Origin of the sequence: Nocardia sp. NRRL WC-3656 (genome assembly GCF_000720265.1) — a bacterium.
In the GTDB taxonomy this organism is placed as follows: domain Bacteria; phylum Actinomycetota; class Actinomycetes; order Mycobacteriales; family Mycobacteriaceae; genus Nocardia; species Nocardia nova.
On sequence record NZ_JOJF01000033.1, the window covers coordinates 21,753 to 35,932 of the forward strand.

Here is a 14,180-nt window from a genome sequence, read left to right on the forward strand (position 1 = left end):
CCATGGTGCGGCATTTCCTGCGTGACGACGACGTCACGCCCGCCGAACAGGCCGAAATCTTAGCGCTGGCAGCGGAATTGAAGGCCGCGCCGATTTCCCGTCGGCCGCTGGAGGGGCCGCGCGGGGTGGGTGTGATCTTCGAGAAGAACTCCACCCGTACCCGGTTCTCCTTCGAGATGGGCATCGCGCAACTCGGCGGGCACGCGGTGGTGGTCGACGGCCGCGACACCCAGCTGGGCCGCGAGGAAACCCTCGCCGATACGGGACGGGTGCTGTCGCGCTACGTCGACGCGGTCGTCTGGCGCACCTTCGAACAGCACCGGCTCGACGAGATGGCCTCGGCGGCAACGGTTCCGGTGGTGAACGCGCTGTCCAACGAATTCCATCCGTGCCAGGTGCTGGCCGATCTGCTGACGTTGCGGGAACACAAGGGCGAACTCGCCGGGCGCAAACTCACCTACTTCGGCGACGGCGCGAACAATATGGCGCATTCGCTGCTGCTGGGCGGCGTCACCGCCGGACTGGATATCACCATCGCCGCGCCCGAGGGGTTCCAGCCGTACGACTGGGTGCTCGAGGCCGCCCGCAAACGGGCCGCCGAAACCGGCGCCACGATCACCCTGACCGAGGATCCGGTCGCAGCGGCCACCGGCGCCGACGCCCTGGTCACCGACACCTGGACCTCGATGGGACAGGAGAACGACGGCCTCGACCGGGTCGGCCCGTTCCGCCCGTTCCAGCTGAACACCGAACTGCTCGCCCATGCCGCCTCGGATGTGGTTGTGCTGCATTGCCTTCCGGCGCATCGGGGCGAGGAGATCACCGACGAGGTGCTCGACGGCCCGCACAGTGCCGTGTGGGACGAGGCCGAGAACCGGCTGCACGCGCAGAAGGCGCTGCTGGTGTGGTTGCTGGAGCGACGATCGGGCGGTGCGGCGTGAGCACCGCGAGAACGAACGGGTCGGGCGCCCGATCGGAGGGTCCGCGCACCGGCCCGGCCATCGCACGCACCCGCGCCGGGCGCCAGCAGCGCATCGTGGAACTGTTGTCCGCCAACGCGGTTCGCAGCCAGACCGAGTTGGCGGCCCTGCTCGCCGACGAGGGCATCGAAACCACCCAGGCCACCCTGTCGCGTGATCTGGACGAACTCGGCGCGGTGAAACTGCGCGCCGCCGACGGTGGCGCCGGCATCTACGTCGTCCCCGAGGACGGCAGCCCCGTGCGCGGCGTCACCGGCGGCACGTCCCGGCTCTCCAAACTGCTCGGCGACCTGCTGGTCTCCACCGACCACAGCGGCAACCTCGCTGTCCTGCGCACGCCGCCGGGTGCGGCGCACTTCCTGGCCAGCGCACTCGACCGCGCGGCCCTGCCCGAAGTAGTCGGCACCATCGCCGGTGACGACACCATCGCGGTCATCGCCCGCGAACCCATGACGGGTGCCGAACTGGCCGCGAAGATCGAACATTTGGCGTAGACGGCCGAATCGGAGATCGACCCGGCTCGGACGTCTGCTTCACGGCGCCAGCCCCAAGGCGGCTCGAAGCGCCGCCCGCCCGCGATCGGCGGCGCGGGGGTCGTCCAGCAGTTGAATCTCCTGGTTGACCGCCATCGTGATTCCGATGACAGTCGTGACCAGTTCGTCCACCGGGCGATGGGGGCCGTCCGATTCTGCTCGGCAGGCAACGATTTCGGATGCCAGCGCTGCGCGAGCGCCGTCCACGTACGCGCGGAGGCGATCGCGGAGCACTCCCGGCCGGCCGTCGAGTTCGGTCGAGGCCGCGGTGACGAAACAGCCTCCGGGAAAAGGGCATTCGGCCAGATAGGCGATCCAGTTGTCGATCAGCCGGCCCAGCCGTTCGGTGCCCGGCGGCAATCCTTCCAGCGGTGCGATCACCGCCTCGCGGAAGATCTTCCCGGCTTGTTCCAGGGCGGCGAGTTGCAGCTGTTCCCGCGAGCCGAAGGGGCCGACGACGCCGGCCTTGCTCATCTCCAGGCTCTCGGCGAGCGATCCGATCGTCACACCCTCCAGGCCCCTCAGCGAGGCCTGCTCGACGGCGACGGAGACGATGCGCTCTCGCGTGCGAGATGCGTCGACGGCGGAACGGCGAGGTGACATCCGTTCAGCATAGCGTCCGATCGTTCGCTATAGTCATTTGGCGAACGCTCGTATGCTAAACAGTGAAAGGTGTTGTGATGAGCGAACTTCTGCGGCTGGACGCGATGGCTCTGGCCCTGATCGGCCACGATGTGGTCACACTCGAGGACGCGGATCTCACCGCGCCGACGCCGTGCGCGGGATGGAATGTCGCCGACCTGATCACGCATATGAACGAGCGGCACGAGGCGGTCAACTCCTCCGTGCTCGGCACCTCGGCCGAATTCGCGGACGATCCGCGCGCCGCGTTCGCGCACGTCACGGCCCGGTGGGTCGCGGCGATCGAGCGCTCCGGTGAGGTCGTGGAACTGCCGCGGTCCGGCCCGCTCGCCACCGAACGAGTGCTGGGCATCCATCTGGTGGACATGCTCACTCACCGCTGGGACCTCGCGCGGGCGTTGCACCGTCCCTGTCCCGTCCCGCAGCGATTGGCGGCGGTGGCATTGCCGATCGCCCGGTCGATCACCGCGCCCGGCAGCCCGCTCACCGGCCCCGGCGGCGCCTACCGGCCCCGGCTGGCCGAGGACGAATCACGCCCGCCACTGGACCGTATCGTCGCCCTCCTCGGCCGCGACCCGGACTGGCGTGGCTGAGCGTCGAACGCTACGGCTTGCGGGCGACCGCGCCCCAGCAGTTGACCTGGGCGTCGAGCCAGGACGGGGGCTCGATGCCGGGACGCCAGCGGTTGACCGCGACCACGCCCGGATCCAGCAGTTCGAGGCCGTCGAAGAAGGCGGCGAATTCGTCGCGGGTGCGGGCCTGCGCGTACACGGCGCTGCGGCGATACATCTCGAGCGCCCGGTCCATCCCTTCCGGATCCAGATCGGCGGTGATGTGTGACGCGACGACGAACGAGCCGGGCGCGAGGTTGTCGAGCAGAGTCTCGAGGATGCCGGCCGGATTCTGTTCGGCGGACAGGAAATGCAGCACCGCGACCAGGCTCAACGCCACCGGACTGGCCAGATCGAGGGTCTCGCGCAATTCCGGTGCGGCCAGGATCGCCTCGGGATCGGTGAGGTCGGCCTGAATGTAGGCGGTGCGGCCCTCGGGCGATCCCGCGAGCAGGGCACGCGCGTGTGCCAGCACCACCGGGTCGTTGTCGACGTACACCACGCGGGCCTCCGGCGCGCGCTCCTGTGCCACTTGATGCAGATTGGGTTCGGTCGGGATGCCCGTGCCGATGTCGAGGAACTGCTTCACCCCGGCATCGGCGAGGGCGTCGACCGCGCGGTGCATGAATTGCCGGTTGTGCCGGGCCGCGATCCGTACCGTCGGAAAGCCTTCCATGACCTTCTCGAGGGCGCGGCGGTCGACTTCGTAGTTGTCCTTGCCGCCCAGTGCGTAGTCGTAGATGCGGGCACTGCTGGGCGCCTCGGCATCGGAGGTCGCACTGCTGTCGGACGCGTTCATTACATTCCTGTCGGCACGGGATCGTCTCGATCGGATGGTATTCGAAATCAAGCGCTCGTGCACGGATTCCGCGCCGACCGGAAGGCGTTGCCGATCAAAGGGTTTGGGGATCCGGAACGGCGGCCGCCGATGGTGCGGGCGACATTCCGGACCCGACGACCGAATCGGGCGAATCAGCCGGCGACCGCCGGAGCGAGCACCTCCTCGCACCACTGCCGGAAACCGGTGGGGGAGTAGGATTCCGGTGTGCGAGGCGTGTCGTAGAGGCCGTCGTCGACGGCGGCCGACATATCCGCCAGCCCCTGCGCCCAGGCCGCGCTCATCCCGTGCGCCGTCAGCGATGCCGTGTAGTCGGCCGCCGAGACCTGCTGGTAGCCGATCGGGCGGCCGAGTACCTCGGACATGATGCGCGCCATATCGTTGTGCGACAGATCTTCCGGACCGCGGATCTCCACGCTGTCCTGTCCGGTCCAGGAATCGTCGAGCAGCAGCCGGGCCGCGACGCCCGCGATATCCCGTGTGGCACAGGCGGGCAACCGGCGATCGCCGGATACGGTGCCGAAGAAGGTGCCGAGGTTCCGGATCGGATCGACCTGCCGCAGCATATTGTCCATGAATCCGGGCGGGCACAGCGACCGGTAATGCACTCCGCTGCTCTCGATCAGCGCGTCCATCGCGAAAATCGCCGAGATCTGGCCCGCCTTGCGGCCGTTGGCGCGACCGAGGCTCGACACGGCGACGATCCGGCCGATGCTGTCGAGCGCCTCGCACAGCGGCGTCACGAATTCCAGCAGGTGACCGGGCACGCTGGGCGCCGACGGATTCGGCGGAACCAGCCAGAACACGGTGTCGGCGCCCTTCACCGCGGCGGCGACGACCTCGCGATCGGAGGTCGATCCCTGGACCACCTCGACCCGCTCGCGGAGGTGCGGAGCCAGGCGCGCCGGATCGCGGGCGATCACCCGGATCGGCTGGTCGCTGCCGGCGACGAGATCGAGGACCTGGTGTCCGATACTGCCTGTAGGTGTGGTTACGACGATCATGAACTACTCCTGGACGAGTGCGACGTAAGTAAACTACACCGTACCGTTTACTTTGACGGAAGGGAAGACCGCATGGCGAGGCGTGGTGATCGGCTGCGCGAACACATCCTGTGGACGGCCAAGGACGTCTTCCTCGAGGTGGGGTTCGAGCGGACGTCGATGGATGTGCTGGCCGCGCGCGCCGAAACCTCGAAGCGAACCCTGTACGCGCATTTCGAGAACAAGGACGCGCTGTTCCTCGCCGTCGTCGACTTCGTGCGCGGGCTGCATCTGAACCGGCTGGGGACTCCCGAGGACTACGGTGACGACCGACTGGCCGCGGTGACCGGATACTGCGTCGGATTCCTCCGGTCGGTGGTGTGGGTCCAGTCGGTGCGCACCTGCCGGCTGGTGATCGCCGAGGCGGAGCGGGTACCGGCGGCCGCCGCCGATTTCTACGACGCCATCTTCGCGACCACCCGGCGCAATCTCGCCGCATTCGTGGCGGCGAAGTGGCAGCTGCCCGAATCCGAGGCGCTCGCCGCCGTCGACGAAATCTTCTCTCTCGCAATCCATCCGCGCTTCACGGCGGTCCTGTTCGGCATCGAGGAAGCGCCGGGCGAGTGGCCCGAACGGCAACCGGCCACGACCGATCCGGACCACGAGCGAATTCGCCGGATCGTCACCGGAGTACTCGGGCACGCCTGACGCGTCGAGTCGGTGAATCTGTCGGTGCCCGTCCGTAGGGTGTGCGCATGGCGCTGACCTTCGAGCGGTACTGCGATGAGATCGTTGCCCAAACCGACTTGCTGCGAGCCACAGTCGCGCATGCCGATACCGCGCTTCCCGTCCCGACGTGTCCGGGCTGGACCGTGGGCCAGCTGGGACGCCACCTCGGCGGTGCGCAGCGGTGGGCACGGGTGGCCGTGGCCGGCCGGGTTCGAGAACCGTTGCCGGAGGACGACTTCGCGTTCCGGGATCTGTCCGGATATCTGGACGAGGACCCCGAACAATTGCGTGATTGGCTCGCCGAGGGTGCCGCGGAGCTGTCCGCCGAACTGCTCGAGGCGGGGCCCGGCCTCGCGCTCTGGACGCCGGTGCCGGTCGTGCCGACCACGGACTTCTATGCCCGCCGCTTCACCCACGAAACGCTGATCCATCGCGCGGATGCCACGCTCGCGCTGGGTGCCGAATATCACGCCGCGCCGGATGTGGCCGCGGACGCCATCGACGAATGGCTGGAACTGGGCTCGCTGCCGGTGATGTTCGACTACAAGCCGGAGGCGCGGGAACTGCTGGGGCCCGGTCGCACGCTGCACTTCCATGCCACCGACACGTCCGAGGAGCTGCAAGCCGAATGGATCGTCGATCTCACCGGCGACGCCATCGGCTGGCGGCGCGCCCACGAGCGCGCCGCGGTCGCGATTCGCGGGCCGCTCACCGAACTCCTGCTGGTGATCTATCGGCGCCGGCCGGTCGAGGACGCCGATATCGAGATCCTGGGCGACCGGGAACTGTTCGACTTCTGGCTCGATCGGGTCAGCTTCGGGTGAGTAGCGGGCCCGCAACGAGCCGCAGGCCCGGCGCTCGGGTCCCGCGGCTCAGGCCAGCGGATACTGCCCGGGCGGGTAGTTCCCGCCGAAGCCGCCGCCCGGCGTGCCCGCGCCGCCCGCGCCGATGAGGTCGGAGATGAGGGTGATCACCGATTGGCCGATCGCCAGCACGTCCGAGCCGATCGTGCCGAAATAACCCGCAAACGTGGAGAGCATGGGTCCGCCTTTCCCGGGGCATCTGGGGTCGTTCGCTATCAGGGTGACATATCGGTGATACCCGGTTGCGGCAATCTCATTGACGCTCACGGGTTTCGGGGTGAATGTCCGCGGTTGTCCGATCCGCGGTCCGGGCCGGCCGGGGCGCCGGGGCGCCCGGACGGGAATGTCCCCACCCCCGGTTATGAATGGGATTGCATCATCATGCATAATCATTTGCAGTTGATGTGAGCCGTCCGAGGGCGGGTAGCGGCGGCACATCGCACCGGTGACATCGCGCACCCCCTACGCATACGCACGAACCTGAGGAGCATCAGATATGGCCGATCGCGTCGTACTCGCCTATTCCGGCGGGTTGGACACCTCCGTTGCCATCAGCTGGATCGGCAAGGAGACCGGGGCCGAGGTGGTCGCCGTCGCGATCGATCTGGGTCAGGGCGGCGAGGACATGAACGTGGTGCGCCAGCGCGCACTGGACTGCGGCGCGGTCGAGGCCATCGTGGTCGACGCCCGCGACGAATTCGCCGACGAGTACTGCCTGCCGACCGTGCAGGCCAACGCCCTCTACATGGGCCGCTACCCGCTGGTGTCCGCGATCAGCCGCCCGCTGATCGTCAAGCACCTGGTCGAGGCGGCCGAGTACCACGGCGCGACCACCGTCGCGCACGGCTGCACCGGTAAGGGCAACGACCAGGTTCGCTTCGAGGTCGGCATCGGCGCGCTAGCGCCCGATCTGAACGTCATCGCCCCCGTGCGCGACTACGCGTGGACCCGGGAGAAGGCCATCGCCTTCGCCGAGGAGAACGCGCTGCCGATCACCGTCAGCAAGAAGTCGCCGTTCTCGATCGACCAGAACCTCTGGGGCCGCGCGGTGGAGACCGGTTTCCTCGAGGATCTGTGGAACGCGCCGACCAAGGACGTCTACGACTACACCGTCGACCCGACCGTCAACTTCGAGGCGCCCGACGAACTGATCGTCACCTTCGACAAGGGTGTGCCGATCGCGATCGACGGCCGCCCGGTCAGCGTGCTCGAGGCCATCACCGAACTCAACAAGCGCGCGGGTCGCCAGGGCGTGGGCCGGCTGGACATGGTCGAGGACCGCCTCGTCGGCATCAAGAGCCGCGAGATCTACGAGGCGCCGGGCGCCATCGCGCTGATCACCGCGCACCAGGAACTCGAGGCCGTCACCGTCGAGCGCGAACTCGGCCGCTACAAGCGCCAGGTCGAGCAGCGCTGGGGCGAGCTGGTCTACGACGGCCTGTGGTTCTCCCCGCTCAAGCGGGCCCTGGACGCCTTCGTGCGCGACACTCAGCAGCATGTCTCCGGTGAGGTGCGCATGGTGCTGCACGGCGGCAATGTCGTCGTCAACGGCCGCCGCAGCGAGGAGTCGCTCTACGACTTCAACCTGGCCACCTACGACGAGGGCGACAGCTTCGACCAGTCGCTGGCCAAGGGCTTCGTCCAGATCCACGGCCTGTCCTCCAAGGTCGCCGCGCGCCGGGACCTGTCCAAGAAGTAGGAAACCGGCGGGCTCGGCCGCACGATCGGCCGAGCCGTGCGTCCGGTCGGGAGCAGCGGCAGCCGGTCGTCGCCGCGATGCCGGATCGCCTCCGGCGGGGAGTCGCCGTGATCCGGCCGCACCCACTCCTCGCCGAGCGTGTACATCCGTGATGCGGAGTCCGGCGCCGCACCAGCCGCGGAGTAGCCTGCCACCGGGTGAAACCGCACGACCGCAGGGTGCGCATCGTGTAGAAGGCGACGCAGCCCGAACGGGAGGAGATGTCCGTGCGCAGTGACGACGACAGCTGGGATATCACCGAAAGTGTCGGCGCGACCGCCATCGGTGTGGCCGCGATGCGGGCGGCCGAGACCCGGCGCCGCGATGCGCTGTTCCGTGATCCCTACGCCGCGCGTCTGGTCGAGGCCGCCGGTTCGGGCTGGAGCCACATCATGCGCGCTCAGGTCGCGGCGACATCGGCCGGTGCGGATCCCGCCGGCGAGGGCGGGCCTGCCTACAGCTCGCTGGCCGCGATGCTCATCGCGCGCACGGTGTACTTCGACGAGTACTTCGCTGCCGCCTCCGCCGCCGGTATCCGGCAGGTCGTGATCCTCGCGAGCGGACTCGACGCCCGCGCTTATCGGCTCGAATGGCCTTCCGGCGCTGTGGTTTTCGAGATCGACCAGCCGAAGGTGCTGGAGTTCAAGAACTCCGTGCTCGCCGATGAGCAACCCGCCGTCGACCGGCGCGCGATCGGCGTGGATCTGCGCCAGGATTGGCCGAAGGAGCTGTGGGACAACGGTTTCGATCCCACCGCACCGACCGCCTGGCTGGCGGAGGGACTGCTGTGTTACCTGCCCGGCGAGGCGCAGGACCGGCTGTTCGGCGATATCGCGGCGCTCAGCGCGCCCGGCAGCCGGATCGCCCTGAACATCGGGCGCGGGCGGAGCGAGGATTCGCCCGCACTGCAAGCGATGCGGGAGCGTCGCAAGCGACTGCTCGCCGAGGCCGGGATCACGCTGAACCTCGAAGAACTCTGGTACCCGTGGGAGGGCCGTACCGACCCGCGCGACTGGTTCACCGCGCAAGGCTGGGCCGTGACGGCCGGCGATCCGGTCGCCGTTCTGTCCGACCACGGCCGCGAGCAGCCCGAGGCCGCTCGCGCCGAACTGAACCGCCACATTCTGATGACCGCCACACGAGGAGACGAGAACCGATGAGCCAAGCCACCAACGAGGGCGCGCTGTGGGGTGGGCGTTTCGCCTCCGGCCCCGCCGCGGCCATGGCGGCGCTGAGCAAATCGACCCATTTCGACTGGGCGCTGGCGCCCTACGACATTCGTGCGTCCAAGGCCCACGCTCGTGTGCTGCACAAGGCCGGACTGCTGTCGGAGGCCGATCTGGCGGGCATGCTGGACGGACTCGACCGGCTCGCGGCAGATGTCGCCTCCGGCGCCTTCACTCCGGCCGAATCCGATGAGGATGTGCACGGCGCGCTCGAGCGCGGTCTGATCGATCGGGTCGGCGCCGAACTCGGCGGCCGGTTGCGCGCGGGGCGCTCCCGCAACGATCAGGTGGCCACCCTGTTCCGCATGTGGCTGCGTGATGCGGTGCGCCGCATCGCCTTCGGCGTGCTCGAGGTCGTCGACGCCCTGGTCGAGCAGGCCGCCGCGCATCCGGATGCGGTGATGCCCGGCAAGACCCACCTGCAGGCGGCCCAGCCGGTGTTGCTGGCGCACCAGCTGCTCGCCCACGCGCACCCGCTGCTGCGCGACGTCGACCGGCTGCGCGATTTCGACAAGCGCGCGGCGATCTCCCCGTACGGTTCGGGCGCGCTGGCCGGATCGTCGCTGGGGCTCGATCCCGAGGCCATCGCCGCCGACCTGGATTTCGATGCGGCCGCGGCCAATTCGATCGATGCGACCTCCGCGCGCGACTTCGCCGCCGAGGCCGCCTTCGTCCTCGCGATGATCGCGGTCGATCTGTCGCGCATGGCGGAGGAGATCATCATCTGGAGCACACCGGAATTCGGCTACATCACCCTCGCCGATGCCTGGTCCACCGGATCGTCGATCATGCCGCAGAAGAAGAATCCCGACGTGTCGGAGCTGACCCGCGGTAAGGCCGGGCGCCTGATCGGCAACCTCACCGGCCTGCTCGCCACCCTCAAGGCGCAACCGCTGGCCTACAACCGGGACCTGCAGGAGGACAAGGAGCCGCTGTTCGATTCGGTGGCGCAGCTGGAACTTCTGCTGCCCGCCATCGCCGGTCTCGTCTCCACCCTGACCTTCCATACCGAGCGGATGGCGGAACTGGCGCCCGCCGGGTACACCCTGGCCACCGATATCGCGGAATGGCTGGTGCGCCAGGGCGTTCCGTTCCGCGTGGCGCACGAGGCGGCCGGTGCGTGCGTGCGCGCCGCCGAGGCCCGGGGCGTCGGGCTGGACGAGCTCACCGATGCCGAGTTCGCCGCCGTGGATCCGGCGTTGACGCCGCAGGTACGCGAGGTGCTCACGGTGCAGGGGTCCATCGCCTCCCGCAACTCCCGCGGTGGCACCGCCGGGGTGCGGGTCGCCGAACAGCTGGGCGAGGTCCGCGGCACCGCCGCCGAAGCACGTACCTGGTTGCGCTGACCCAGCGGGTGGTTGCCCGCGCTTCGGTCACCGCGCCCGATATCGTGCGCGCATGATGTTCCTCTTTCTCGGATTGGCCATCGTGACCGAGGTGTCGGCGACGGTGTCGCTGAAGCTGTCCGAGGGGTTCACCAAGCTGGTGCCCTCCCTCGTCGTGGTGGTCGGCTACGTGGCGGCGTTCATCTTCCTGTCGCAGGCGCTGAAGCGGGGGATGTCGGTCGGTGTCGCTTACGGGGTGTGGTCGGCGATCGGGGTGGCGCTGGTCGCCACGATCGGCGTGCTGTTTCTCGACGAGCCGCTGTCCGCGGTGCAGATCGGCGGCATCGCGCTGCTGATCGCCGGGGTGCTGGCGCTGGAACTGGGCGGCGCGCACTGACGCGCGCTCAGTCCTGAACGCGCACAGCGTATTCCGCCCGCTCGAGCGCGTCGAGAACATCGTCGCGATGGGCGGGGCCGCGGGTCTCGAGGGTCAGCTGCACCTCCACCTCGTCGATGGCCAGAACGGCGGGAGTGCGCGAATGCACCACGTCGAGCACATTCGCGCCGGTGCCGGCGACGGCATCGAGCAACCGGCTCAGACTGCCCGGCCGATCCGAAATGGTGATCCGCACGGCGAGGTAGCGCCCGCCGGTGCTGAGCCCGTGGCCGATGATGCGAGTGAGCAGGATCGGATCCACATTGCCGCCGGAGATGATCGCGCAGACCGGTCCGCGCAGGCGCAGTTCCTCGGCGGGCAGGCTCAGCAGCGCCGCGACCGCCGCCGCGCCCGCCGGTTCCACGACGAGTTTCGCCCGTTCCAGGCACAGCAGCACGGCCGCCGAGAGCGTGTCCTCGCCGACGGTGACGATCGTCGGTTGATGGGCGATGACATGGGCGAACGGCACCTCACCGGGTCGCCCGACGGCGATGCCGTCGGCGATGGTCGACATACGCTGCAGGGCAACGGGTTCCCCGGTACGCAGCGAATCGGGCCAAGCTGCCGCCAGCGCCGCCTGCACGCCGATCACCCGCACCTGCGGTGCGACCGGGTGCAGCGCCGCGGCGACCCCCGCGAGCAGTCCGCCGCCCCCGGTCGGCACCAGTACGGTCCCGACGTCCGGAAACTGTTCCAGCAGTTCCGATCCGACGCTCGCCTGGCCCGCGACGATATCCGGATGGTCGAAGGGATGGATCAGCGTCGCCCCACTGCGATCGGCGAATTCCTGGGCCGCGAGCAGCGCCTCGTCGACCGTCTCGCCCACCTGATGAACGGTGGCGCCGTAGGCGCGAGTGGCGACGAGTTTGGGCAGAGGCGCTCCCACCGGCATGAACACCGTCGAGGCGATGCCCAAAGTCGTTGCGGCCCAAGCGACTCCCTGCGCATGATTGCCGGCGCTCGCGGCCACCACCCCGTGGGTGCGTTCTGCCGGGGCGAGATTCGCGATCCGGAAGTACGCGCCGCGCGGCTTGAACGACCCCGTCCGCTGCAAATTCTCGCATTTGAGCCGCACATCGGCGCCGGTCCGCTCGGACAGCACCCGCGAGGCGATCACCGGGGTGCGGCGGATGACGGGCGCCAGCATCTGCCGGGCCGCGCTGATGCGATCGAATCCGATCAGCTCCATGCGGCCATGCTGCCAGACACCTGCGGTGAATCTCCGCAGCCGGGCGCGCGATGGTGGTGTGAGCCGGCCCGCAAAATCCGCACGATGCGGGGTAATTGAACGCACACCGCTGAATGCGCTTTTGAAAGGCGGAATTAAGTAGCCTGGGGGAATGCAGTTGTCGCGATTCACCGATCTGGGGCTGCGGGCGATGATGCGGCTCGCGGTGAGCAGCGGCGTCGAGGAGCGGGTTACCGCGAAGCTGATCGCCCGGCAGGTCAACGCCTCCGAGCACTACGTCGCCAAGGCCGTCACCAAACTCTCCGAGCTGGGCCTGGTGGCCTCGCAGCGCGGCCGCGCCGGTGGCATCTTCCTCACCGACGCCGGTCGCACCGCCACCGTCGGGCAGATCGTGCGCGGCCTCGAGGGGGCGGCCGAGGTGGTCGACTGTGTGGGCGAGCACCCGTGCCCGATGGCCGGGGCGTGCCGCCTGCGGCGGATCCTGGCGGAGGCGCAGGAGTCGTTCTATCGAGAACTCGACCGCTACACCCTCAGTGATCTGGTCGATCAGCGCACACAGCAATTACTGCATCTGTCGGCGTCCCCGAAATTGCCGTTCGGCGGTTTCGCGGCCGATATTCCCGCCGTGTCCTGACATCATCGCATCCTCGTAATGCGCTGTGCACCAACATCTTCGGGAGCACAGCGCATTTCGCTGTATTCGAACGAAAATGTGGCGGGGACAACATAATCCGCACCCGGAACCGTAATTGAACACACGGGCTCAAAAATGGATTCGAGGCACCCGAAATGGTTACCGTGGAATTCGCCCGGTGATGCACCGGAATTGTTGCTCGAAGAGGAGTTTCACCATGACGACCGCGTCGACATCGGCCCTGGACACCAGCGCCGAACTGGAACCGCATCACGCCGAGATCGTGCGGGCGACCCTGCCGGTGATCGGGGCGCGGATCGACGACATCACCGCCGAGTTCTATCGGCGTCTCTTCGCGGCACACCCCGATCTGCTGCGCAACGTCTTCAATCGCGGCAACCAGGCCCAGGGGGAGCAGCAGCGCGCGCTGGCCGCCTCGATCGCCACGTTCGCCACCCACCTCGTCGATCCGAACCTGCCGCATCCGCGCCAGCTGCTGGCCCGCATCGGGCACAAGCACGCCTCGCTCGGGGTGGTGCCCGACCAGTATCCGATCGTGCACGAGCATCTGTTCGCGGCGATCGTGCACGTGCTGGGCGAGGCGGTCACCCCCGAGGTCGCGGCCGCCTGGGACCGGGTCTACTGGCTCATGGCCGACACCCTGATGGGATTCGAGAACGAGCTGTACTCGGGCGCCGGTGTCGAACCGGGCGCGGTCTTCCGTGAGGTCCGGGTGGTGCAGCGCGTCGAGGACCCCGCCGAGACCGTCACCTTCGTCGTGGAATCCGCCGACGCGGCCGCGCCGCTTCCCGACTTCGTTCCGGGACAATATGTTTCGGTCGGCGCCGATCTGCCCGACGGCGCCCGGCAGTTGCGCCAGTACAGCCTCGTCAACGCTCCCGGCGCGGGCCGGCTGGCCTTCGCGGTGCGCCGTGTCACCGCCGTCGGCGACCGCCCCGAGGGTGAGGTGTCGTCGTGGCTGCACACCGACGTCGAGGTGGGCGACCGGCTGCAGATCACGCTGCCGTTCGGCGATCTGACCATCGACACCGCCGCGCGGACGCCGCTGGTGCTCATCTCGGCCGGTATCGGCGTCACCCCGATGGTCGGAATCCTGGAATATCTCGCGGCCGCCGGGTCGCCGCGCCGCGTGCTGGCGCTGCACGCCGACCGCGCCGCGTCCACGCACCCGCTGCGCGGCACCCAGGCCGATCTGGTCGCCGGTCTACCGGATGCCGAGCTGCACGTCTGGTACGAGGAGCCCACCGCCGGTGCGCACGCGGGCCTGCTGTCGCTGGCCGGTATCGACCTGCCCGAGGACGCCGACATCTATCTGTGCGGCGGCACCGGTTTCCTGCAGGCGGCACGGGCCCAGCTGAAGGCGGCCGGTGTGTCCGACGAACGGGTCCACTTCGAGCTGTTCGCGCCCAACGACTGGCTGCTGGATCTCTGA

Annotated in this window: 16 protein-coding genes; 11 read left to right on the forward strand and 5 right to left on the reverse strand. The window is 68.7% G+C overall.

Features of this window, described 5'->3' with window-relative positions; translation table 11 throughout:
- Positions 1–2: 2 nt before the first annotated feature.
- Both argF and IG65_RS0129575 read left to right on the forward strand, forming a co-directional pair.
- A complete protein-coding gene (gene argF, locus IG65_RS0129570) occupies positions 3–941 on the forward strand; it encodes an ornithine carbamoyltransferase (protein ID WP_030518234.1) in 939 nt (312 codons plus the stop codon).
- 59 nt (positions 942–1,000) lie between these two features.
- Positions 1,001–1,474 (forward strand): arginine repressor, encoded by a 474-nt coding sequence (locus tag IG65_RS0129575; protein ID WP_030518235.1) that lies wholly within the window; start codon positions 1,001–1,003, stop codon positions 1,472–1,474.
- Between the two features lie 39 nt (positions 1,475–1,513).
- On the opposite strand, the gene IG65_RS0129580 is transcribed toward IG65_RS0129575, so the two are convergent.
- Positions 1,514–2,116: a TetR/AcrR family transcriptional regulator gene (locus tag IG65_RS0129580; RefSeq protein WP_030518236.1), complete on the reverse strand. Its 603-nt coding sequence runs from the start codon at positions 2,114–2,116 to the stop codon at positions 1,514–1,516.
- Positions 2,117–2,193: 77 nt separating this feature from the next.
- Here IG65_RS0129580 and IG65_RS0129585 point away from each other — a divergent pair, with 77 nt between their 5' ends.
- A complete protein-coding gene (locus IG65_RS0129585) occupies positions 2,194–2,748 on the forward strand; it encodes a TIGR03086 family metal-binding protein (protein WP_030518237.1) in 555 nt (184 codons plus the stop codon).
- A gap of 10 nt (positions 2,749–2,758) precedes the next feature.
- Here IG65_RS0129585 and IG65_RS0129590 read toward each other — a convergent pair whose 3' ends face one another.
- Positions 2,759–3,565, reverse strand: a complete 807-nt coding sequence (locus tag IG65_RS0129590) for an SAM-dependent methyltransferase (RefSeq protein WP_030518238.1) — start codon at positions 3,563–3,565, stop codon at positions 2,759–2,761.
- A 173-nt stretch (positions 3,566–3,738) separates the two neighbouring features.
- Complete coding sequence (locus IG65_RS0129595; RefSeq protein ID WP_030518239.1) at positions 3,739–4,608, reverse strand: NmrA family NAD(P)-binding protein; 870 nt, start codon at positions 4,606–4,608, stop codon at positions 3,739–3,741.
- Positions 4,609–4,680: 72 nt separating this feature from the next.
- Between IG65_RS0129595 and IG65_RS0129600 the strand changes: the two genes are divergently transcribed.
- Both IG65_RS0129600 and IG65_RS0129605 read left to right on the forward strand, forming a co-directional pair.
- A complete protein-coding gene (locus IG65_RS0129600; protein WP_030518240.1) occupies positions 4,681–5,295 on the forward strand; it encodes a TetR/AcrR family transcriptional regulator in 615 nt (204 codons plus the stop codon).
- Positions 5,296–5,342: 47 nt separating this feature from the next.
- Complete coding sequence (locus IG65_RS0129605) at positions 5,343–6,140, forward strand: maleylpyruvate isomerase family mycothiol-dependent enzyme (protein ID WP_030518241.1); 798 nt, start codon at positions 5,343–5,345, stop codon at positions 6,138–6,140.
- Between the two features lie 48 nt (positions 6,141–6,188).
- Here IG65_RS0129605 and IG65_RS38105 read toward each other — a convergent pair whose 3' ends face one another.
- The gene (locus IG65_RS38105) at positions 6,189–6,356 is read right to left on the reverse strand and encodes a hypothetical protein (protein ID WP_156055842.1); all 168 of its coding nucleotides are present in this window, start codon (positions 6,354–6,356) and stop codon (positions 6,189–6,191) included.
- A 319-nt stretch (positions 6,357–6,675) separates the two neighbouring features.
- Here IG65_RS38105 and IG65_RS0129615 point away from each other — a divergent pair, with 319 nt between their 5' ends.
- The 4 genes from IG65_RS0129615 (at position 6,676) to IG65_RS0129630 (ending at position 10,865) form a co-directional block, all read left to right on the forward strand.
- Positions 6,676–7,878, forward strand: a complete 1,203-nt coding sequence (locus tag IG65_RS0129615; RefSeq protein ID WP_030518242.1) for an argininosuccinate synthase — start codon at positions 6,676–6,678, stop codon at positions 7,876–7,878.
- 266 nt (positions 7,879–8,144) lie between these two features.
- Entirely contained in the window at positions 8,145–9,077 is a 933-nt protein-coding gene (locus tag IG65_RS0129620) for an SAM-dependent methyltransferase (protein WP_369801610.1), read from the forward strand.
- Entirely contained in the window at positions 9,074–10,489 is a 1,416-nt protein-coding gene (gene argH / locus IG65_RS0129625; RefSeq protein ID WP_030518244.1) for an argininosuccinate lyase, read from the forward strand. Before IG65_RS0129620 ends, argH begins: the two co-directional genes overlap by 4 nt.
- Before the next feature lie 52 nt (positions 10,490–10,541).
- On the forward strand, positions 10,542–10,865 hold the full coding sequence (locus tag IG65_RS0129630) for a multidrug efflux SMR transporter (protein WP_030518245.1): 324 nt from the start codon (positions 10,542–10,544) through the stop codon (positions 10,863–10,865).
- A gap of 7 nt (positions 10,866–10,872) precedes the next feature.
- Here the strand turns inward: IG65_RS0129630 and ilvA are convergent, their stop codons facing one another.
- Positions 10,873–12,093: a threonine ammonia-lyase gene (gene ilvA / locus IG65_RS0129635; protein WP_030518246.1), complete on the reverse strand. Its 1,221-nt coding sequence runs from the start codon at positions 12,091–12,093 to the stop codon at positions 10,873–10,875.
- Positions 12,094–12,244: 151 nt separating this feature from the next.
- Here ilvA and IG65_RS0129640 point away from each other — a divergent pair, with 151 nt between their 5' ends.
- Positions 12,245–12,727 carry an Rrf2 family transcriptional regulator gene (locus tag IG65_RS0129640; RefSeq protein WP_030518247.1) on the forward strand — a complete coding sequence of 161 codons (483 nt, stop codon included), beginning with the start codon at positions 12,245–12,247 and terminating at the stop codon, positions 12,725–12,727.
- A 217-nt stretch (positions 12,728–12,944) separates the two neighbouring features.
- Positions 12,945–14,180: a globin domain-containing protein gene (locus IG65_RS0129645; RefSeq protein WP_030518248.1), complete on the forward strand. Its 1,236-nt coding sequence runs from the start codon at positions 12,945–12,947 to the stop codon at positions 14,178–14,180.